The 20,126-nt window shown below is 59.6% G+C and carries 17 protein-coding genes; 10 read left to right on the forward strand and 7 right to left on the reverse strand.

The window, feature by feature from the left end; all coding sequences use genetic code 11:
- Positions 1 to 219 precede the first annotated feature (219 nt).
- Genes M5B43_RS19605 through M5B43_RS19615 form a run of 3 tightly spaced genes read left to right on the forward strand, consistent with a single transcriptional unit; the run spans position 220 to position 2,527 of the window.
- On the forward strand, positions 220 to 543 hold the full coding sequence (locus tag M5B43_RS19605) for a PepSY domain-containing protein (protein WP_248751654.1): 324 nt from the start codon (positions 220 to 222) through the stop codon (positions 541 to 543).
- Entirely contained in the window at positions 543 to 1,211 is a 669-nt protein-coding gene (locus M5B43_RS19610; protein ID WP_248751655.1) for a response regulator transcription factor, read from the forward strand. Before M5B43_RS19605 ends, M5B43_RS19610 begins: the two co-directional genes overlap by 1 nt.
- Complete coding sequence (locus tag M5B43_RS19615) at positions 1,208 to 2,527, forward strand: sensor histidine kinase (RefSeq protein WP_248751656.1); 1,320 nt, start codon at positions 1,208 to 1,210, stop codon at positions 2,525 to 2,527. Before M5B43_RS19610 ends, M5B43_RS19615 begins: the two co-directional genes overlap by 4 nt.
- 32 nt (positions 2,528 to 2,559) lie before the next feature.
- On the opposite strand, the gene M5B43_RS19620 is transcribed toward M5B43_RS19615, so the two are convergent.
- Positions 2,560 to 4,707, reverse strand: a complete 2,148-nt coding sequence (locus M5B43_RS19620) for a methyl-accepting chemotaxis protein (protein ID WP_248751657.1) — start codon at positions 4,705 to 4,707, stop codon at positions 2,560 to 2,562.
- Positions 4,708 to 4,947: 240 nt separating this feature from the next.
- On the opposite strand from M5B43_RS19620, the gene M5B43_RS19625 reads away from it, so the two are divergent.
- Both M5B43_RS19625 and M5B43_RS19630 read left to right on the forward strand, forming a co-directional pair.
- Positions 4,948 to 6,267 (forward strand): Na+/H+ antiporter NhaC family protein, encoded by a 1,320-nt coding sequence (locus tag M5B43_RS19625; protein WP_248751683.1) that lies wholly within the window; start codon positions 4,948 to 4,950, stop codon positions 6,265 to 6,267.
- A gap of 72 nt (positions 6,268 to 6,339) precedes the next feature.
- Positions 6,340 to 8,019: a methyl-accepting chemotaxis protein gene (locus M5B43_RS19630; RefSeq protein WP_248751658.1), complete on the forward strand. Its 1,680-nt coding sequence runs from the start codon at positions 6,340 to 6,342 to the stop codon at positions 8,017 to 8,019.
- A gap of 1 nt (position 8,020) precedes the next feature.
- On the opposite strand, the gene yegQ is transcribed toward M5B43_RS19630, so the two are convergent.
- On the reverse strand, positions 8,021 to 9,334 hold the full coding sequence (gene yegQ, locus M5B43_RS19635) for a tRNA 5-hydroxyuridine modification protein YegQ (protein ID WP_248751659.1): 1,314 nt from the start codon (positions 9,332 to 9,334) through the stop codon (positions 8,021 to 8,023).
- Between the two features lie 161 nt (positions 9,335 to 9,495).
- Here yegQ and M5B43_RS19640 point away from each other — a divergent pair, with 161 nt between their 5' ends.
- Entirely contained in the window at positions 9,496 to 10,563 is a 1,068-nt protein-coding gene (locus tag M5B43_RS19640; RefSeq protein ID WP_248751660.1) for an AI-2E family transporter, read from the forward strand.
- A gap of 3 nt (positions 10,564 to 10,566) precedes the next feature.
- Here the strand turns inward: M5B43_RS19640 and M5B43_RS19645 are convergent, their stop codons facing one another.
- The 3 genes from M5B43_RS19645 to M5B43_RS19655 all read right to left on the reverse strand — a co-directional run bounded on the left by M5B43_RS19645 (position 10,567) and on the right by M5B43_RS19655 (position 11,623).
- Positions 10,567 to 10,749: a hypothetical protein gene (locus M5B43_RS19645; protein WP_248751661.1), complete on the reverse strand. Its 183-nt coding sequence runs from the start codon at positions 10,747 to 10,749 to the stop codon at positions 10,567 to 10,569.
- Between the two features lie 91 nt (positions 10,750 to 10,840).
- Complete coding sequence (locus tag M5B43_RS19650; RefSeq protein WP_248751662.1) at positions 10,841 to 11,035, reverse strand: hypothetical protein; 195 nt, start codon at positions 11,033 to 11,035, stop codon at positions 10,841 to 10,843.
- A 234-nt stretch (positions 11,036 to 11,269) separates the two neighbouring features.
- Positions 11,270 to 11,623: a hypothetical protein gene (locus M5B43_RS19655; protein ID WP_128591675.1), complete on the reverse strand. Its 354-nt coding sequence runs from the start codon at positions 11,621 to 11,623 to the stop codon at positions 11,270 to 11,272.
- A gap of 156 nt (positions 11,624 to 11,779) precedes the next feature.
- Between M5B43_RS19655 and M5B43_RS19660 the strand changes: the two genes are divergently transcribed.
- Positions 11,780 to 12,598 (forward strand): shikimate 5-dehydrogenase, encoded by an 819-nt coding sequence (locus tag M5B43_RS19660; protein WP_248751663.1) that lies wholly within the window; start codon positions 11,780 to 11,782, stop codon positions 12,596 to 12,598.
- Positions 12,599 to 12,702: 104 nt separating this feature from the next.
- On the opposite strand, the gene M5B43_RS19665 is transcribed toward M5B43_RS19660, so the two are convergent.
- Positions 12,703 to 13,356 carry a DUF480 domain-containing protein gene (locus M5B43_RS19665; RefSeq protein ID WP_248751664.1) on the reverse strand — a complete coding sequence of 218 codons (654 nt, stop codon included), beginning with the start codon at positions 13,354 to 13,356 and terminating at the stop codon, positions 12,703 to 12,705.
- A gap of 117 nt (positions 13,357 to 13,473) precedes the next feature.
- Between M5B43_RS19665 and M5B43_RS19670 the strand changes: the two genes are divergently transcribed.
- Positions 13,474 to 13,983, forward strand: coding sequence for a DUF1993 domain-containing protein (locus M5B43_RS19670; RefSeq protein ID WP_248751665.1), 510 nt, complete (start codon positions 13,474 to 13,476; stop codon positions 13,981 to 13,983).
- A 182-nt stretch (positions 13,984 to 14,165) separates the two neighbouring features.
- Complete coding sequence (locus tag M5B43_RS19675) at positions 14,166 to 17,429, forward strand: hypothetical protein (RefSeq protein ID WP_248751666.1); 3,264 nt, start codon at positions 14,166 to 14,168, stop codon at positions 17,427 to 17,429.
- 77 nt (positions 17,430 to 17,506) lie between these two features.
- Here M5B43_RS19675 and sstT read toward each other — a convergent pair whose 3' ends face one another.
- Positions 17,507 to 18,727 carry a serine/threonine transporter SstT gene (gene sstT, locus M5B43_RS19680; RefSeq protein WP_248751667.1) on the reverse strand — a complete coding sequence of 407 codons (1,221 nt, stop codon included), beginning with the start codon at positions 18,725 to 18,727 and terminating at the stop codon, positions 17,507 to 17,509.
- Positions 18,728 to 18,967: 240 nt separating this feature from the next.
- Here sstT and M5B43_RS19685 point away from each other — a divergent pair, with 240 nt between their 5' ends.
- Positions 18,968 to 20,122, forward strand: a complete 1,155-nt coding sequence (locus M5B43_RS19685) for an MFS transporter (RefSeq protein WP_248751668.1) — start codon at positions 18,968 to 18,970, stop codon at positions 20,120 to 20,122.
- The last annotated feature ends 4 nt before the right edge of the window (positions 20,123 to 20,126 follow it).

Below are 20,126 nucleotides of genomic sequence, written 5' to 3' on the forward strand. Positions count from 1 at the left end.
GCAGGGCGATGGGCGCGCGACGTGTCGAAAATTGCCATGGTGGCAATTCAGTTTCAGTTAAGTTGCGGCGATTACCGTGGAGCCCCTGGGACATCCACCCTGGAATGGGCCGTTGCATGAAAACCCGGACCGTCTTGGCCGGCGCCCGTATCATCGCTCTCACGCCAGTTTGGCTCATACCCGTCAACGGGCTGGCCTCACGGAACATCAGGATACGTCATGAAGGTAAATCTACGCGCGGGCAGTCAAGTGGCATTGGTGTTGCTGCTGATCAGCTCAAGTCTGGCAGCCCATGACCTCGGTCAGGACGACGCCTTGCGCCTGCGCCAGAAGGGCGTCATTGCCCCGTTGGAACACTTGCTGGGCCCGGCATTAGAACGCTACCCCGGTGCCAGGCTGCTGGATGCCGAGCTTGAAGAGCACAAGGATCGTCCGGTGCGCTATATCTATGACATCGAGCTGTTGACCGTCGACGGGGTGGTGCGCGAGATCGAGCTCGACGCCAGCACCGGTGAGTTGCTCAAAGATAAGGAAGACGACTGATGCGCCTGCTTCTGGTGGAGGATAACGTGCCACTGGCCGATGAGTTGGTGGCCGGCCTGCAGCGCCAGGGCTACGCGGTGGATTGGCTGGCCGATGGGCGTGACGCTGTCTATCAGGGCCGTAGCGAGCCCTATGACCTGATCATTCTTGACTTGGGCCTGCCCGGTTTACCCGGGCTTGAGGTGTTGGCCCAATGGCGGGCAGCCGCCTTGGCCACGCCGGTGCTGGTCCTGACCGCGCGTGACTCCTGGGCCGAGCGTATCGAAGGGCTCAAGGCCGGTGCCGATGATTACCTGAGCAAACCCTTTCATCCCGAAGAACTGCACCTGCGTATCCAGGCGCTATTACGCCGCTCCCATGGCCAAGCCAACCAGCCCACCTTGCAAGCTGCCGGCTTGCACCTGGATGAAGGGCGTCAGTGCGTGCTGCGCGATGGCGCCGAGATCCAACTGACGGCCGCCGAGTTTCGCCTGCTGCGCTACTTCATGCTGCACCCCGAGCAGATCCTGTCGAAAAGCCACCTGGCCGAGCATTTGTATGACGGCGAGACTGAGCGCGATTCCAATGTGTTGGAAGTACACGTCAACCATTTGCGCCGCAAATTGGGGCGCAACGTGATCGAAACCCGGCGCGGCCAAGGTTACCGGTTTGGTGCCACACCGGCATGAAGTCGATCCAGCGGCGTCTGAGCCTGGGGCTGATCAGCGTGATGGTGGTCGTCGGCTTGGTGTTGGCGCAAACCAGCCTGTGGTTGTTCGAAGCCGGTTTGCAGCGTTATCTGGAGGCGGGTCTGCGCAATGACAGCGAGAGCCTGTTGGTGGCGCTGGTACGTGGTCCTGGTGGCATACAGCTGGATGAGCAGCGTCTGTCGCCGGCTTATCAGCGGCCGTTTTCCGGGCATTATTTTCGTATCGATTTTGCCGACATCCATTGGCGCTCCCGCTCCCTGTGGGATCAGGAACTGCCCCGGCTTCCCGAGGCCGGGCTCAAGGGCAACCTGCAACTAGGCCCGGAAGGCCAGAAACTGTTGGTGTTACGGGCGGACTACAAGCGCTTCGGCCAGTTGATTTCCATCAGCGTGGCCCAGGACTACACACCCGTACGGGAAAGCTTTCGCCTGATGCGCCAGATCGGCCTGGTACTGGGGCTGGCGGCACTGTTATTGGTGCTGGTTCTGCAACGGGTCACCGTGCGCCGAGCCTTGCGCCCGTTGGAAACCGCGCGCCACCAGATCGCACAACTGCAACAGGGCCAGCGTTCGCAGCTGGACACCCAGGTGCCGCTGGAGCTGGAGCCGCTGGTGGCGCAGATCAACCATTTGCTGGCGCACACCGAAGACAGCCTCAAGCGTTCCCGCAACGCCCTCGGCAACCTTGGGCATGCCTTGAAAACCCCACTGGCTGTGCTGTTGAGCGCAGCGTCGAGTGACGCGCTCAAGGACCACCCGCACCTGAGCCAGTTGCTGCGTGAGCAGCTGGAGCAAGTACAGCAGCGCCTTAACCGCGAGCTCAACCGCGCGCGCCTGGCGGGCGATACATTGCCGGGTGCCTTGTTTGACTGTGAACAAGAACTGCCTGGCTTGTTGGCTACGCTGCGCATGATCCATGGCGAGCACCTGGACCTGAGCTACCACGTCGCACCGGGCCTGCAATTGCCCTGGGACCGTGAAGACCTGTTGGAACTGCTGGGCAACCTGCTGGATAACGCCTGTAAATGGGCGGATGCCGAGGTGCGCTTGAGCGTCAGTGAGACACCGCAGGCTTATCTGCTGACTGTCGAAGATGACGGCCCGGGCATTCCCGAGTCCCAACGTGACCAAGTCTTCAGCCGCGGTGCTCGCCTGGATGAGCAGAGGGTGGGGCATGGCCTGGGGCTGGGGATCGTGCGGGATATCGTCGAGGTGTGGGGCGGGGCGTTGCAGTTGCAGGCGAGTGGGCTGGGCGGGCTTAAGGCGCTGGTCGAGTTGCCCAAGCGCCAGCCTTGAGATCATTCCCACGCGAGCGTGGGAACTGTCACTTATACCCTGAACTGATCCATCAGCCCCTGTTGCTGATTCGCCAGACTGTTCAGCGCCTGGCTGACTCGCGCCGATTCGTTGGCTTGCTCCGATAACGACTCGGTGACATCCCGGATCGTCGCCACGTTGCTGTTGATCTCCTCGGCCACCGCGCTTTGCTCTTCGGCGGCGCTGGCAATCTGCAGGTTCATGTCGCTGATCACCGTGACCGCATCGCCAATCTGGCGCAAGGCCGTCACGGCCTGGCCGACCTGTTCAACACTGCCTTGGGCCTGGCGATAACTATTGCCCATGGAGCCGACCACATCGGTGGTGCCATGTTGCAATTGCTCGATGACCTGACGCGTTTCTTCCACCGACTCTTGGGTGCGTTGCGCCAGGTTGCGTACTTCGTCGGCGACCACGGCGAAGCCACGACCGGCCTCACCGGCACGGGCCGCTTCGATGGCGGCGTTGAGTGCCAGCAGGTTGGTCTGTTCGGCGATGCCGCGAATCACTTCCAGCACTGAACCGATCTTCTCGCTGTTGGCTGCCAAGCCTTCGACCTGGGCCATGGCCGTACTCATGTTGGCAGCGAGTGTGCCGATGTGGGTGGTGGTACGGTCGATCACGGTCAACCCTTCGCGCGTCGCCTGGTCGGCATCACGTGCAGCTTGTGCCGCCTGGGCAGCGCTGCGCGCGACGTCCTGGGCGGTGGCGCTCATTTCGTGGGAGGCGGTGGCCACCTGGTCCACCTGACGATATTGCTGCTCCATGCCGGCGCTGGTCTGGGTGGCGATCGCGGCGGACTGGTCGGCCGTGCCACGGGCGTCCTGCACCGAGCGTTTGACTTGGGCAATGGTCGGTTGCAGCTTGTCGAGGAAGCGGTTGAACCAACCCGCGAGTTGGCCCAGTTCGTCCTTTTTGTCGTAGGTCAGGCGGCGGGTCAGGTCGCCTTCGCCACTGGCGATGTCTTCGAGCATACGCGCCACACCGAGGATCGGCCGGGTCACACTGCGCGCCATCAGCCACACCAGGATCAGGCCAACCACCGCGGCCAGCAGCCCCAGGCTCAGTTCCAACAGGGTGCCCTTGGCGTTATCGGCATCCAGCGTGGCTTTCAGCGCCTCGGCGGGGGCTACCAGGACGTTTTCCGGAACATCCAACAACACACCCCACGACTTGCCCCCAGGGATCGGTGCAAACGGCGCCAGCACCTTGAGTTGGTGATCGGCGCGCAGGCTGCGGATCTGTGCGCTGCTTGCCAGGGCATTGATCAATTGCGCGCCGCTGGCAGTATCGACCTGATCCAGGCGTTGGCTGAGTTTGCTGGCATCCGGGCTGTAGCCGGCGAGCAGGCCGGTCGAACTGAGAATGCTGACCTGGGTTTGGCCGTCATACAGTTTCTGGCTCGCCTGTTGGCTCACGGCCTGCAGGCTGTTGAGGTTAATGTCTACCGACAGGGAAGCAATCACTTTGCCATTGGCCATCAGCGGGAACACGATGCTGGTCATCAGCACATTCTGCCCGTCGATCACATAGAAGTAGGGTTCGATCACGCAGGGCTTGAGCGTGGTGCGTGGGCAGGTGAACCAGGCGTTGGCTTTCTCGCCGCTGGGCCCGACGCTGGTGTCGGCCATGTCGCTTTCGGGCAGCGGCATCGAGGTCAACTGGCCGGGAGTGGGTTGTGACCAATACAGGGCAAAGCGGCCTTTTTCGTTGCTGCCCAATTCTTTTTGATTGGCGAACAACTCGTCCTTGCCGTCCAGCGCATTGGCTTCGAACACCAATGACAAACCGAGCAGGGCCGGGTTGGCCTGTAGCGCGGCCTTGACCTGGCGGGTCAGGTCTTCACGGGTGTCGAAGGCATCGAGAAAGCGTTTTTCCGCCTGCTCGCGCAGAAACAGCACTTGGCGGGAAAACCCATGGCCATATTGGTAGGCATCCATGAACTGCTGGCGAATGCCCAGCGCCTGCACTTGCCCCTGAGCTTCGATACGGGCTTGGGCGGCCGCATCCAGCATCTGCATGCTGGACGCTTTGACCTGTTCCGAGCTCTGCGCCATGCGGTACAGCGACAGACCCACCAGCAGGGTCACGATCCCCAGCAGGCACAGGCCCGCGAGCAGGGTGATTTTCCATTGAATGGAGAGCTGCCTAAGCGACATCGGACATCCTTACCTGAGAACACGTAGAGATTCGTTATCGGCGGCGCTAACTATTTCTTTATTCTGTGGTGAGCGAGCTCGCTCGCTACCACCACAGTTTTTTGACATGGCCGCCTACCTGCTGCAAAGTGCGCGCCCTCTAATAAGACCTCTTCATGCCCACACGCCGGCAGCGCTCTCCAATGGCCGCCTGGGCGCGGGCACGCTTGCTTTTTATGTTTCTGTCTTGAGGTAACCATGATTAACGCAGTTATCGCCGCGGTTGGCACCATGCTGGTGCTGAGCCTGTCCCGCGTGCATGTGGTCATCGCCATTATTGTGGGTGCCCTGGTCGGTGGCTTGACCGGTGGCCTGGGCATCGAGGCCACGCTCAAAGCGTTCAACGGTGGGTTGGGCGGCGGCGCGACAGTGGCCTTGTCTTACGCACTGCTCGGGGCTTTCGCGGTGGCGATTGCCAAATCGGGCCTGGCCCATGCGCTCGCGGACAAAGCCTTGCTGCTGGTGGATCGCCAGGAAGCCACCGGCGGTAGCCACGTCAAATGGTTGCTGATTGGCTTGCTATGGGTCGTGGCGATTGCCTCGCAGAACATCCTGCCGATTCATATTGCGTTTATTCCGCTGCTGGTGCCGCCGCTGTTATACGTGCTGACCAAGCTGCAACTGGACCGTCGCCTGATCGCCTGCGTCATGACCTTCGGCTTGATCACGCCCTACATGTTCCTGCCAGTGGGCTTTGGCAACATATTCCTCAATCAGATCCTGCTGGCCAATGTGGCCAAGAGCGGCGTGGATATCAGCCAGGTCAACGTGACCCATGCCATGGGCCTGCCGGCGCTGGGCATGGTGGTCGGTCTGCTGGTGGCGGTGTTCATCAGTTACCGCAAGAAACGTGTGTACGACCTGGAAAAAATCGAACGCGTCGAGCAAGTGGCGGTGCAGTACAACCCACTGACGCTACTGGTGGCGGGACTGGCGATTGCATCGGCGTTCATTATCCAGTTGTGGCTGGACTCGATGATCATCGGCGCCCTGGCCGGGTTCCTGATTTTCTCGGTGTCGGGCATCGTGCGTTGGCGCGAGACCGACGACCTGTTCACGGAAGGCATGAAGATGATGGCCATGATCGGCTTCATCATGATCGCCTCGTCGGGCTTTGCCGAAGTGCTCAAGGCCACCGGTGACGTGCGTTCCCTGGTCGAAGCCTCGGCAGCCTTTATCGGCCATAGCCGCGGTGTGGGCGCCTTGCTGATGCTGTTGGTGGGCCTGCTGGTCACCATGGGTATCGGTTCGTCGTTTTCCACGGTGCCGATCCTGGCCGCGATTTTCGTGCCGCTGTGTGTGCAACTGGGCTTCAGCCCGCTGGCTATCGTGTGCATCGTCGGTACGGCGGGGGCGCTGGGCGATGCTGGTTCACCCGCCTCGGATTCCACCCTCGGTCCGACCTCGGGCCTGAATATCGACGGCCAGCACCACCATATCTGGGACACCGTGGTGCCGACGTTCCTGCATTACAACATCCCACTGTTGGCGTTTGGCTGGCTGGCGGCGATGACACTCTGACGGCGTTGGCCTACAGAAATCACACCATTGGCCGTTAACCTCTTTAGTCGCCACTAACAAGAGAGAAAAGCCATGCGTCTGAGCCTCAAGGCCAAAGTCCTGTCCCTCGCCGTAGTGCCGGTGTTGTTGTTTGCCGTGGTCATCAGCCTGACCATCCTGTGGATTCTCGAGGGCCAGGCGCGCAACGAAGTGGATGAAACCCGCCAGCGCCTGCTCAACGACGCCAAGGCCACCCTGCAAAGTTATGTCGAGGTGGCCATGACCACCATCAAGCCGTTGTACGACGCGGCAGCCCCGGGCGACAGCGCTGCGCGGGCACAGGTGGTCAAGTTGCTGTCCAACACAAGCTATGGCAAGGACGGTTACTTCTTCGGCTACGACTCCGAGACCATCCGCCTGTTCAAGGGCAACAGCCCGGACGGCGTGGGCAAAAGCTTCAAGGACAACCGTGACCCCAACGGGGTCTACGTCAACCGAGACCTGGTCAAGGTCGGCAAGGACGGCACCCACTATCTGCAATACAGTTCGACCCAGCCGGGGCAGACCGAACTGGTGCCCAAGCTCGGCTACACCGAATACCTGCCCAAGTGGGACATGGTGATCGGTACGTCGGTGAACCTGGATGGCATCGAGGCCCAGGTGGCGATGGTTGAGGCCGAGGTCGAGCAGCGCATGGAGGGCGTACTGTTGAGCATTCTTGGCGTGGCCATCGTGGTGCTGCTGGTGATTGCTGCCGTCGGCATGGTGGTCGCCAATACCATCTTGCGCCCACTGAACTTGATGAAGGCCAGCCTCGACGACATTGCCGCGGGAGAAGGCGATTTGACCCGCCGCCTGGCCATCACCAGTCAGGACGAATTGGGCGACCTGGCCGGTGCGTTCAACCGGTTCGTCGACAAGATCCATGGCTTGGTGCGCCAGATCACCGAAATGACCGCCCAACTCACCGGGCTGGTGAGTCAGGTGTCCGACCAGGCCCAGCGCTCCGAGCAAGCCATGGAGCGCCAGCGTCACGAGACCGACCAGGTCGCGACCGCGATCAACGAAATGTCTTCTGCTGCGCAAGAAGTGGCGCGCAGTGCCCAGGGCGCCGCCGTCGCCGCGCAACAGACCGACGCCGAGGGCCAGGCTGCCAAACGTGTGGTGGACGGCAGCATCGCGCAGATTCATGCGCTGGTGAACGATATCCGCAGCAGTGGCGTGTCCCTCGACAGCCTGCAGCAGGATGTGTCGTCGATTGTCAGCGTGCTCGGCGTGATCCGCTCCATCGCCGAACAAACCAACCTGCTCGCCCTCAACGCCGCGATTGAAGCTGCGCGGGCAGGGGAGGCCGGGCGCGGGTTTGCCGTAGTCGCCGATGAAGTGCGCGCCTTGGCCAGTCGCACCCAAACCAGCACCCAGGAAATCCAGGGCATGATCGACCGCCTGCAAAAGGGCACCGTGGCCGCCGTGGATGCGATGCGCCGCTCCAGCGATGCGGGCGACGGTACCTCGGCACAGGCGAACGAAGCCGGGGCTTCGTTGGACACCATGGCCCAGTTGATCGGTACCATCAACTCGATGAACGCGCAGATTGCCAGCGCCGCTGAAGAGCAGACCGCCGTGGCCGAAGAGATCAACCGCAGTGTGCATCAGATTGCCGTGGCGGTAGACAGCGTGGCGGACGAGACCCAACTGGGTGCCCAGACGTCTCGCAGCCTGGCGGATTTGGGCCAGCGCCTGGGGCAGTTGGTCGGTCAGTTCAGGATCTAGTTCAGAGGTCGCGCATCAGCAGGCCGAAGCGCAGGTCCATCTCGCCCGGCAGGGGCACATACACTGTGTGCCCATCTCCCGGCGCCACCTCGACGGCTTCGCCCTTGGTGTTGTGCAGCGCGGCCAGGTCAAAGTGGAAGTTGCCGGCGGGCGTCATCAATTCCAGATGATCACCCACGCCGAAGCGGTTCTTCACCTTGACCTCGGCCAACTCGCCTCGGCGCTCACCGGTCAGTTCCCCGACAAACTGCTGACGTTCGGAGACTGAACTGCCGTGCTGGTAGTTCTGGTATTCGTCGTGCACATGGCGGCGCAGGAAACCTTCGGTGTAGCCGCGCTGGGCCAGGGATTCGAGGTTGTTCATCAAGCTGCGATCAAAGGCGCGCCCGGCCACCGCATCATCAATGGCCTGGCGATACACCTGGGTGGTGCGCGCGCAGTAGAAGTGGGATTTGGTGCGGCCCTCGATCTTCAACGAATGCACGCCCATTTGGGCCAGGCGCTCCACATGCTGCACCGCGCGCAGGTCCTTGGCGTTCATGATGTAGGTGCCGTGCTCGTCTTCGAAGGCGGGCATTTGCTCTTCGGGGCGGTTGGCTTCCTGCAACAGGAACACTTGGTCGGTTGGGGTACCGATACCGAGCGTTGGCTGATACGCCTGGACGATGTCGCCCGTCGTATTTTCCACTGCCGGCGTCGCCTGGTATTTCCAGCGGCACGCGTTGGTGCAGGTGCCCTGGTTGGCATCACGCTTGTTCATGTAACCCGACAGCAGGCAGCGCCCGGAATAGGCCATGCACAGGGCACCGTGCACAAATACTTCCAGCTCCATCGTCGGCACTTGCTGGCGGATTTCACCGATCTCTTCCAGCGACAGTTCGCGCGACAGAATCACCCGGCCAATACCCTGTTGTTGCCAGAATTGCACGCTGGCCCAGTTCACCGTGTTGGCCTGTACCGACAGGTGGATCGGCATTTGCGGGAAATGCCGGCGCACCCACATGATCAGCCCGGGGTCGGACATGATCAGCGCATCCGGGCCCATGGCGATCACCGGGGCCAGGTCCTTGGGGAAGGTTTTCAGCTTGGCGTTGTGCGGCGCGATGTTCACCACCACGTAGAAACGCTTGCCCAGAACGTGCGCTTCCTGGATGCCGAGCGCGAGGTTGGCGTGGTCGAACTCATTGTTGCGCACCCGCAGGCTATAGCGCGGCTGGCCGGCGTAGACCGCATCGGCACCGTAGGCGAAGGCGTAGCGCATGTTTTTCAGGGTGCCGGCGGGGGCGAGCAGTTCAGGCGTCAGGGCGAGAGGCATAGGGATGGGGTCGCAAAAAGCCGCGAGCGTAGCCGAACGTGCGCCTGTTTTTATTGATCTGGGTCTACGCTTAGCGCAACAAAGATGGCACTCCCAGGCGTGGCGGTGGACTAAGCAGCTGGACGCAAACGCGCGCCCCTGCTTTTTGACATGGATCGGACATGAACCAAACCAACCTGCAATTCAAAACCCTGCTGTTGCTGCTGGCCCTGGTGACCATCGCCTTCATCTGGATATTGCTGCCGTTCTACGGCGCGGTGTTCTGGGCGGTGATCCTCGGCATTATCTTTGCCCCGATGCAGCGGCGCCTGCAGCAGCGGTTCAGCTGGAACCGCAACCTGACGTCCCTGGCAACCCTGACGGTGTGCCTGGTCATTGCCATTTTGCCGGTGATCATTACCAGCGTGTTGCTGGTGCAAGAGGGGGCGACACTCTACAAAAACATCGAAAGCGGCACGTTGGATGTGGCGGGATATATCGAGCAGTTCAAGAACGTGCTACCGCCGTACTTCCAGCACCTGCTCGATCGCTTCGGCATGGGCAACCTCGAAGGGCTGCGGGAGAAGATCGTCAAGAGTGCGATGCAAGGCAGTCAGTTCTTTGCGTCCCAGGCGTTCAGCTTCGGCCAGGGTACGTTTGATTTCCTTGTGAGCTTTTTCATCATGTTGTACCTGCTGTTTTTCCTGTTGCGCGACGGGCCGGAGCTGGTGCGCAAGGTGCGCACGGCCGTGCCGTTGGCGGAACCGCAAAAACGTCGCCTGCAACTCAAGTTCAACCGGGTGGTGCGGGCCACGGTCAAGGGCAACGTGCTGGTGGCCGTGACCCAAGGCGCGCTGGGTGGTTTGATCTTCTGGTTCCTGGATATCCCCAGTGCGTTGCTCTGGGCGGTATTGATGGCGTTTCTATCCTTGCTGCCGGCAGTGGGCGCGGGGATTGTATGGGGGCCGGTAGCCGCCTACTTTCTGTTGAGCGGTTCGATCTGGCAGGGCGTCGTGCTAGGGCTTTTTGGGGTGTTCGTGATCGGCCTGGTGGACAACGTGCTGCGCCCGATCCTGGTAGGAAAAGACACCAAGATGCCGGACTACTTGATCCTGATCTCGACTTTGGGTGGCCTGTCGGTGTTTGGCCTCAATGGTTTTGTCATCGGGCCCTTGGTGGCGGCGTTGTTCATGTCCTGCTGGGCGTTGTTTGCCGAAACCAAACCACGGGTCAAGTTGCCCTTGCCATGAGTTTCAGGCTTGAAGCCTGAAGTTGGACGCCTGTTGCAACTGGGTTTCGGCGTCGGATAACGAGGTGAGCGGGCCGCTGATAGGCTCGCCATCGCGGACCAGGTACCAGCAGGCGAGCAAGCCGAGCTTGCGAAGAGGGGCGGGGACGGCGCTGCCGATGACGGACATGATCTGAACAGTGGGCATAAGTACCTCCAATCGTTATGGAGGTCACCTTACGGTGCGCCTGTGCTGAGGAAAAATCACCTGGCTCGATAGTCGACATCGACGCCAGGCGTTAATCCACTACCTGATCGAGCATGTTCACCACTTCGTGTTCACTGAGCAGCCCCTTGCGTACCAGGTTTTCCGCCAACAGGGCCAGGAACTTTGCACTGCGATGGCCTTCGAGGTGCTTGAGTTCGGTGAGGGCGCTGTAGACCTTGCTGGACGTACACAGGCCAGCGGTGTGGTGCGGGTTTTGGGTGGGCATGGTCATCGTCCTTAATTGTTGTTGGGTGGACCGGGTCGATAGTGAGACTGTTTTGTGACGCAAACATGACAGCGTGGGTGTCGGTCGATCAAGCGGATATTGGACCCTCATGATGTGGGATGGCTGCTCAGGCATTGTCCTCACAGCGACCTTGGCAGCATAAATCCGGACTTTCCAGGCAAAAAAAAGGCCTCGCGTAGGGGCGAGGCCTGTTCCAGTCCTATCAATCCAAGCTTACCAACCTCGGCCATAGTAGCCGTGAGGATGGCCGTAGTAACCGCGTGGTGGGCCGTAATAGACCGGCGCCGGGCGGTAATAAACCTGCTGTTGCACATAGACCGGAGGTGGCGGTGCGTAGTAGACCGGCGGCGGAGCGGCATACACGGGCTGCGGCTGGACATACACCGGCTGCTGCACGTAGACCGGCTGGGATTGGCTGGCAACCACGGAGCCGACTACAGCTGCGCCGACCAATGCACCCAGAACGGCCGGGCCACCCCAACCACCACCGTGGGCGGAGGCTTGGCCTGCCATAGCGAGTGCGCCGATGAGCAAGGCGATTTTGGGGATTTTACGAATCATGGTCATTCCTCGGTTAGCCCCTGCGCTTGTGGTCTGCAATCAATAGACTCAAGGATTGTCGCGGGGATACTTTTAAGACAACGTATTTCTGAAAAACAGCACGGCCGATAGGTAAAGGTTGTGTAAGGTCTGTACCGAATGGCTTACATAAAGGAGTTACCCATGCAGATGTACCCCAACAAGGACACCCAACTGTGCATGTCACTGTCGGCGCGTCCTGGGAATTTTGGCCTGCGATTTCATAACCATCTGTACGAACAGCTGGGTTTGAACTTCTACTATAAAGCTTTCAGTAGCCAGGATTTGCCTGGCGCGATCGGTGGTATTCGCGCCTTGGGCGTGCGGGGTTGCGGGGTGTCCATGCCCTTCAAGGAAGCCGCCATTGCCTTAGTGGACGAACTGGACGATTCGGTTCAAGCCATCGACTCCCTGAACACCATCGTCAATACCAACGGCCACCTCAAAGCCTACAACACGGATTACATCGCCATTGAGCAACTGCTGAAAAAACACGCAGTGCCAAAAGACTCGACCTTCGCCCTACGTGGCAGTGGCGGTATGGCCAAGGCGGTCGCAAGTGCCTTGCGTGATGGCGGTTACACCAACGGCGTGATCGTGGCACGCAACGAAGCGGCGGGCCGGGCATTGGCGCAGAACCTGGGGTACGCATGGCAAGCGCAGCTCGACGACTTGCGCCCGCAGATGCTGATCAACGTAACGCCCATCGGCATGACAGGGGGCCCCGAGGCGGATGCGTTGGCGTTTGACGCAGCTGCTATCGATAGCGCTGAAACGGTCTTCGATGTGGTGGCGATCCCCGAGCAAACGCCGTTGATCATGCGTGGGCGGGCTCAAGGCAAACGCGTGATTACCGGGCTGGAAGTGATCGCTATTCAGGCGTTGGAGCAGTTTGTGCTGTACACCGGCGTGCGGCCGACGCAGGAGCAGTTTCAGACGGCAGTGGCCTTCGCCCGCAACTGAAGGCCACTGGCGCTCTATGGGGGAGAGGCAGCCAGTTAAACACTAGAACGAGCAACCGCTAACCCGTGGCCAGCGGGTTTGCCACTCCCACACTTTTTACTGTGTCAGCCCTGTTCCAGCTGTGCCAGGCGTTCTTCCAACGCCGCAATCCGGGCTTCCAGCTCTTCAATACGTTCCACCGAAACTGCACTGCCAGCCCCACGCTCCACTGGATTGCCCCGCGCGGCGATGATCGCCTCGATATCTGCCGGGTCTCCAAGCGCATGGGTGTAGCGGTCCTCGCGCTGTCCCGCCTGGCGTGGCACCAGAACGGCCAGCCCCCGCGCAATCAGGCGTTCGAGCTGATGCACCACTTGCTCGGCGTCTTCGAAATCATGCATGCGCCCGCTGCGCGTCAATAGCTCGTTAACCGTCTGCGGCCCGCGCAGAAACAGCAGCCCGGTCAAAATCACCTGGGCCGGCACCAGCTCCAACGCCTTGTCCACGCGATGCTCCCAGCGGTCGGCGCGGCTGCCCATCACCAGTCGGGTAAAACCCTGGCCTTCGAGTACGCGCAGGCTTTGGCCGACCTGGCCTTGGCTGAGGTTCATCACCGGTTCGCGGCTGGTTTTCTGGTTGCAGGCCAGCACCAGCGCGTTGAGGGTCAGCGGGTAGGTTTCCGGGTTGGTCGCCTGCTTTTCGATCAGGCAGCCCAGGATACGGATTTCCGTGCTGTTCAGGCGTGGCTCAGGGGTGTCGGTGTCGTGTTCGGCGGTCATCGCGCTTTCCCTATGCAGTGAAGGTCACTAGCCTAAGCCGGAAAAAATAAAAGACAAGCCGCAGGCATGGCTATAATCGCCGCTGGTTCCAAACCCTGCCATTACCGTGAGACTGTCATGACTATTTCCCTGTACGCCGCCTCTATCCCAGTCTTCAAGCAAATGCTCACCGCCCTCAGCGGTGTGCTGAGCAAAGCCGAAGCCCACGCCACTGCCAAGAACATCGAGCCCAACGCCTTGCTGCAAGCGCGCCTGTTCCCGGACATGTTTCAATTGGTACGCCAGGTGCAGATCGCCGTTGACTTCGCCAAGGGTGTTTCCGCGCGCCTGGCCGAGATCGAAGTGCCCAAGTATGACGATAACGAAGTGACCTTCGCCGACCTGCAAGCGCTGATCGCCAAGGTCTTGGCGTTCGTCGACACCATCAAGCCCGAGCAGATCGACGGCAAGGAAGGCATCGAGATCATCACCCGCCCAGGTACTCCGAAAGAGAAGCGCTTCAGCGGCCAGTCCTACCTGCTGACCTACGGCCTGCCGCAGTTCTTCTTCCACGTCACCACCGCTTACGCACTGCTGCGCCACAACGGTGTGGAAGTGGGCAAGCGTGATTACATGGGCGCTTTCTAAACTCATATTATTAAAAATAGCCCAGCGTTGTTCTTGAATGAGCAACCCTGGGTTTTATGCAGCGTGTTTTTATACTCGTCTAATGCCCGGTTACATACTTCATCGCAACCAATACCCAGATCGAACTCACTCAGGAGCACCTGTAGAACTTTCTAGTGACGACTCTGGAGATTACAAACGCTATGGATCTCTCTTCCAGTGCGGTAACCACGCTCACCGGCCACTCTCGTTTCGACGCAACACTGGATCCGTTTAACCGTCAAAGTGCATCCTCTTCAAAATCGACGGCGGTGACCCGAGCCCGACGAGAGGTGCAGGGTGACGACGTGTCCTCCCAAACGAGCGAACGCAATCAAGCGAACAGTGAACTGGCAGCCCGTTATGCGGAGGCACTAGAGGATCGCACTCATGATGAAGAAACTATTGTCTCGACTATTCCGCACGCTTCATCTTTCGGCCAGTGGCGTACACAGTTGCGTCATACACTTGGCGACAAGGATTTTTTGAGCTGGCTCAAGGCCGATGGTTTTGACCCGTCCACCCTCCACCTCATATCTGACGGATCCCTGAGCGTCAGAAAGAACAACGGGGTGCTTACCCGCTTTACCTTGAAAGACAACTCACCTTGGGCAACCTTCGCTGAGCCGATTCTGGCCGCGCTAAAAGCCTACGCACCCGATGGGATAACCTACTCGGCCCTGCATATGGAGAGTGCACCGCTCAAGTTGGTCGCCCAATTCTATGGCGAAACGATTCATTACGATTCAACCGAAGATCGACGACGCGCCCAAGCGTTGCAAAAAAACAATGCATTCGCGACGGCGGGCGTTGGTGACCAACGGAGTGAAGAAGCGCTGGCGGCTCAGAAAGCCCAACTGGCCAATAAACGCGATCTGCTCACCTTCGGGGATGCCCTTGCCAGCGCTATTGTGAAGGTAGGGGATTATTTGGATCGGCAGGTGTTGTTGCATGACTACCATCACCGCCTTGTCCCTAGTCCATCACCTTATGATCAGGAGGCAGGGTTGCAGTCTTATCTGCGATCGCAACAGATCAAGCTGGACCCCGACTCCGGTTTCCATTTGGATGGCCAGCCCATGGCCGGTCAGTCCGTGGACCTCTTGCAGTTCATTACAGGCAATGGTTGGGACCACCCGGTCAACGAAGATGAACTTAAGAACATGCTCAAAGAGCTGCTTCGTCCCGTGGAGCACCAGCAACTGCACGGTGATTTCGGGGGAGGGTTATCGTGGCCCACTCCGCTCGATCCACAACAACAGCAGGCGATCTACGATACGGTTGCGTACAACTCGATGGGGTTGCCCGAGTTCGATACGTTGAAACCGAGCCAAAACGCTTTTGGTTATCTGGCACAAACTATTCAATGGTCCGCAGACGAGCTTAAAGATCCCCGGCATGCAGCCTTGATGCTCTTGCAAAGCCCCGCTGCGCGGGTGTTAGGTGAAGCGTTGCGCAGTCAGTTCGAAGGGGCGGGCAGTACCGAAGACTGGGTACTCTCGGCTCTTCAGATAGGCCTCAATCCGGATGCAGTGTGGAAACCAGGCGAAAAGAACAAGGTGGCTGGGTTTGACCTCTCTGGGCGTGAGAACTGGGGGAAACCGCTGTCTTTTGTCGTTAATGGGCTAACCGAGCATCTGCGCAAGTCATATGGCAACAACGCTCCGGTTGCCGCCTACCTGCTGCTGTCGCACCACGCGCCGGAATTACTGGTCAAAGGTCTCCCGGACAATGTGACTTATGGCTCGCCGGCCTGGGTCAGTTTGAAGGCCATCGTTGCCAAAGCCGAGATGCGCACCCCGGGGTTGGCAGCGACTAAAACCTATCAACAATTACTGATTGAGGACCTGAGCCCGATTACCGTCGCCGAAAAACAGGTAGAGACATTGGCGGGGCGGGAGGGTTTGATTCATTGGGCTGTGGCGGATGGGGGCATTGAAAAGCGAGCAGATAACAATTACACGGATGAAGAGATTGAACGTGCCAGTGCCCTTGCCACTGAACGTTTCGATGCCTTGGCAGGCGCTTCAGAAGCACAGCGCAAAACATTATTTAAGCGCAAAGAGCTGGCGCTCAGTGAGTTGAAGGAGCGATTTCCCGTCAAAGAGTACGGGGTGATAGATTTCGAGAAGAAAGCAATCTGGCCTACGGAGAGGCAGCATGACTTATCGGGTCCGTACTCGATACTGGATATCTATTTGAAACCGCAGCAGCATGTGGTGTGGTATTCCAATGATCCGGCCGTTCCTATCGAAAAAATAGCCCATGAGCTCACGTTTCTTCCGTCGGTAAATGACCTGTTTGAAAAACAAGTTGTTGACTATTACGATGGACTTAAAGGCGCCATGAAAGTGACTGTGCAACACCAAATATCGCTGCTGCCGGAGGAAGATAAAGAGGCGCTGCAGCAGGGGGCGTTGAAGATCTATGGAGAGGATAAAGTCACTCAAACAATTACCTCGGCAGGCTATAGGGTCCAATACGATGTCGCCACGACTGAGGACATTAAACATCACGCCGTATTTGTTGAGTCCCTGCATAAAGGCCGGATGCGAATTTATGAAATCAATCCCACGACGGGGGTTCTGCGGCATCGGGCAGACTTGGCGGGTGGTCTGAAAGTAGGGCTACAAGGCGAATGGAGCCCTGTTGCTACGAATAATCGAAAGGTCAGGTCTAGAACGAACACTAAACTGACTGAAATAAAAGCCAGTGACTCGACAGACAGTAAAGAGCGAGCAGCCAAACCTCAGGCTTCATCCCCTTTACAAACCTTCACCTCGGCGAGAACACAGCACATAGCCGATGCAGTCACACGCCATTTTTTCAGGGCTGACGAACGTGAAGCGGTTGTCAGCGTTGCCAGAGGTGTCACTACGTTCGATACCGAAGTAACGGAATTCGAAAAAATACGAGCGGCGACCCGTGCGCTGATACCGTTTGCGTCAGCGATTGACAGCTTTCTGCAGGGGAGGGTCGGGGAGGGGCTTACTTTCCTCGCGTTTGACATATTTGGTTTTGTTACCGCCGGTGCAGGCGCTGTCGGCAGGGTTGCGAAGGTCGCGAAGGTCGGTGGGCAGCTAGGGCGTGGCGGCGTTACCGGCAGGTTGGGGCGGGCACTTATCAGCGCCGCCAACCCGTTTGCAGGGGGGGCGGCCATCGGGACCAGAGGCCTGTCAACGTTCTCTTCGGTCGTGGGCAAAGGAAGCCTAACCTGGAAGGTGATTTCGGCTAATCGCAGTGTAAACAGGGTGTATCAATATAAGCCGAAGGACGTGACGGAAGGCACTTATCAGGGCGCTGATACGACAAAGATCATGGCTCAGTTGGATGACCGTAACGGTAAGTGGTACCGATTCGATCCGAAGACACGCAAGAGATTTGGGGCACCTCTTCAGGGATTCACTCCCGAAAATGCCCCTTCATAACCTGAATACGTTCATCAATCGTTAGAAAACGCCCGAGTCGGTTCTGAAGTGAACCGGTCGGGCTTTGTTTTGATGACTCAGGCTGTGTGTGCTTCCTTGCCCAGGCACGCCGCAGCGGTAAACAGCACGTCGGTAGACGAATTGAGCGCAGTTTCCGCCGAGTCCTGCAGCACGCCAATGATGAAGCCTACTGCCACCACCTGCATGGCGATCTCACTGGGAATGCCGAACAGGCTGCACGCCAGGGGGATCAACAGCAGCGAACCACCGGCCACCCCCGATGCGCCGCAGGCGCACACTGCTGCCACTACGCTCAACAGCACGGCGGTCGGCAGGTCCACGCTAATACCCAGCGTGTGCACGGCTGCCAGGCTCAGCACGGTGATAGTGATTGCCGCACCGGCCATATTGATGGTGGCACCGAGCGGGATCGACACCGAGTAGGTGTCTTCATGCAAGCCCAGGCGTTTGCTCAACGCCAGGTTCACCGGGATGTTGGCCGCCGAACTGCGTGTGAAGAACGCGGTGATGCCGCTTTCACGCAGGCACATCAGTACCAGCGGGTACGGGTTGCGGCGCAGTTTCCAGAACACGATGGCCGGGTTGATCACCAACGCCACGAACAGCATGCAGCCGATCAGCACGACCAACAGGTGGGCGTAGCCGAGCAGGGCACCGAAGCCGGAAGTGGCCAGGGTCGAGGCCACCAGGCCAAAGATCCCCAGTGGCGCAAAGCGGATAACGACACGCACGATCAGGGTCACGCCGTTGGACAGGTCGTCGAGCACCGTCCGGGTGGTTTCGCCGGCATGGCGAATGGCGATGCCCATGCCGATGGCCCAGGCCAGGATGCCGATGAAGTTAGCGTTCATCAGCGCGCTGACCGGGTTATCCACCACACTGAGCAGCAGGCTTTGCAACACTTCGCCGATGCCGCCGGGCGCGCTCACGGTCGCGTCATGGGTAGCGAGCACCAGTGTCGACGGAAACAGCGAACTGGCAATGACCGCGACCACGGCGGCGGCGAAGGTGCCCAGCAGATACAGGAACAGGATCGGCTTGATGTGGGTTTCCTGGCCATGCTTGTGGTTGGCGATGGACGCCATCACCAGCACAAACACCAGGATCGGCGCGACGGCCTTGAGCGCGGTGACAAACACTTTGCCGATAAAACCGGTGGCCTTGGCCGCCTCGGGCAACAGCAAGGCCAGTAGAATACCGGCGATCAAGCCGATGACAATTTGCGTGACGAGGCTCAGGCGTGTCAGTCGCTGAAAGAGGGAAGGGGCGGCAGTCATAAAGAGTTGTCTCTAGTTTTTTTAGTAGGACGCAGCATTGCAGGCATAAAGTGCTGTAGGAAGTAGGCGCGAAGTCTAACATGCTGTAGTACGTGTCCCGTTCGGTGCGGCATTCCGTCACCCGCTCGGCGGGCCTTGGCCGAATACGGACAGACTCTGTTAAGATTCCTGCCTCTTATCTTTCCTATCCGTCAGCGGGCCCTTCGGGCAGTCGTTGATGTCGTTGTTTCTGGAGTTTTCATGTTGTTTCCTATCCTGCTGCTGTCGGCTGCCGGTTTTACCGTGCTGACCACAGAATTCGTCATCGTCGGCCTGTTGCCGTCGATTGCTCGGGACTTGAATGTCAGTGTGTCCCAGGCTGGGCTGCTGGTGACGTTGTTTGCCTTCACGGTGGCCGCGTTCGGGCCGTTCCTGACCGCGTACTGCGCGCGGTTCCAGCGCAAGCGCCTGTTTATCACCATCCTGATCATGTTCGCGGTGGCCAACACCGTCGCGGCACTGGCGCCGAATATCTGGGTCATGTCCCTGGCGCGCTTGATTCCCGCCTTGGGGCTGCCGGTGTTCTGGGCCTTGGCCAGTGAAACCGCGGTGGACATCGTCGGCCCGGAGTTCGCCGGGCGTGCGATTGAAAAAATTGGCTTCGGCATCGTCTGCGCCACGGTGTTCGGGATTCCGGTGGGCACGCTGATTTCCGATACGTTTGGCTGGCGTACCGCGTTTGGCGTGCTAGCGGTCATTGCACTGGCCAAGGCGTTGCTGCTGCTTATCTACCTGCCGGTCACACAGGCGAAGAACGAACAGACCACGCTGCGCTCGCAATTCAAGATCCTGCGCAGCCCGGTAATGCAAGGCCATATCCTGCTGTCTATCCTGGTCTTCAGTGGCATGTTCACGGCCTACACCTACTTGGCGGACATCCTTGAGCGGTTGGCGGGTTTCGACGGCACGCTGGTAGGTTGGTGCCTGATGGGCTTTGGTGCGGTGGGGCTGATCGGCAATTCCCTGGGTGGGCGCGCAGTGGATCGCCATCCGCTGATTGCTTCCATGGTGTTCTGCGGGTTCATGATTGCCGGCATGGTGGCGGTGGTGCCGGCTATTCACTCCACCCTCGGCCTGGCGGCAGCGATGGCCGTGTGGGGCGTGACCCAGGCGGCGATGTTCCTGGTCAGCCATGTGCGGTTGATGAAGGCGGCGCCCCATGCGCCCGCGTTTGCCGCGTCACTGAACATCGCCGGGGCCAACCTGGGGATCGGCCTGGGCGCGATGGTCGGCGGGCATGTCATCGACACCCTCGGCCTGGGTAGCCTGGGCTTTGCTGCGTCGGGGTTTATCCTGGTGTCGATCCTGCTCGCGTTGTGGCTGATGACGGCCAAGCCGACACCGGCCAACGCCTGAACCC

The sequence above is a fragment of the Pseudomonas sp. MWU15-20650 genome (assembly GCF_023242475.1).
Taxonomy (GTDB): domain Bacteria; phylum Pseudomonadota; class Gammaproteobacteria; order Pseudomonadales; family Pseudomonadaceae; genus Aquipseudomonas.

Coding starts and splice junctions, on each gene's coding strand:
- sstT (WP_248751667.1), bottom strand. CDS start 18,727: ATGACTGCCGCCCCTTCCCTCTTTCAGCGACTGACACGCCTGAGCCTC.
- M5B43_RS19675 (WP_248751666.1), top strand. CDS start 14,166: ATGGATCTCTCTTCCAGTGCGGTAACCACGCTCACCGGCCACTCTCGT.
- M5B43_RS19660 (WP_248751663.1), top strand. CDS start 11,780: ATGCAGATGTACCCCAACAAGGACACCCAACTGTGCATGTCACTGTCG.
- M5B43_RS19665 (WP_248751664.1), bottom strand. CDS start 13,356: ATGACCGCCGAACACGACACCGACACCCCTGAGCCACGCCTGAACAGC.
- M5B43_RS19615 (WP_248751656.1), top strand. CDS start 1,208: ATGAAGTCGATCCAGCGGCGTCTGAGCCTGGGGCTGATCAGCGTGATG.
- M5B43_RS19640 (WP_248751660.1), top strand. CDS start 9,496: ATGAACCAAACCAACCTGCAATTCAAAACCCTGCTGTTGCTGCTGGCC.
- yegQ (WP_248751659.1), bottom strand. CDS start 9,334: ATGCCTCTCGCCCTGACGCCTGAACTGCTCGCCCCCGCCGGCACCCTG.
- M5B43_RS19610 (WP_248751655.1), top strand. CDS start 543: ATGCGCCTGCTTCTGGTGGAGGATAACGTGCCACTGGCCGATGAGTTG.
- M5B43_RS19630 (WP_248751658.1), top strand. CDS start 6,340: ATGCGTCTGAGCCTCAAGGCCAAAGTCCTGTCCCTCGCCGTAGTGCCG.
- M5B43_RS19655 (WP_128591675.1), bottom strand. CDS start 11,623: ATGACCATGATTCGTAAAATCCCCAAAATCGCCTTGCTCATCGGCGCA.
- M5B43_RS19670 (WP_248751665.1), top strand. CDS start 13,474: ATGACTATTTCCCTGTACGCCGCCTCTATCCCAGTCTTCAAGCAAATG.
- M5B43_RS19605 (WP_248751654.1), top strand. CDS start 220: ATGAAGGTAAATCTACGCGCGGGCAGTCAAGTGGCATTGGTGTTGCTG.
- M5B43_RS19645 (WP_248751661.1), bottom strand. CDS start 10,749: ATGCCCACTGTTCAGATCATGTCCGTCATCGGCAGCGCCGTCCCCGCC.
- M5B43_RS19620 (WP_248751657.1), bottom strand. CDS start 4,707: ATGTCGCTTAGGCAGCTCTCCATTCAATGGAAAATCACCCTGCTCGCG.
- M5B43_RS19685 (WP_248751668.1), top strand. CDS start 18,968: ATGTTGTTTCCTATCCTGCTGCTGTCGGCTGCCGGTTTTACCGTGCTG.
- M5B43_RS19650 (WP_248751662.1), bottom strand. CDS start 11,035: ATGCCCACCCAAAACCCGCACCACACCGCTGGCCTGTGTACGTCCAGC.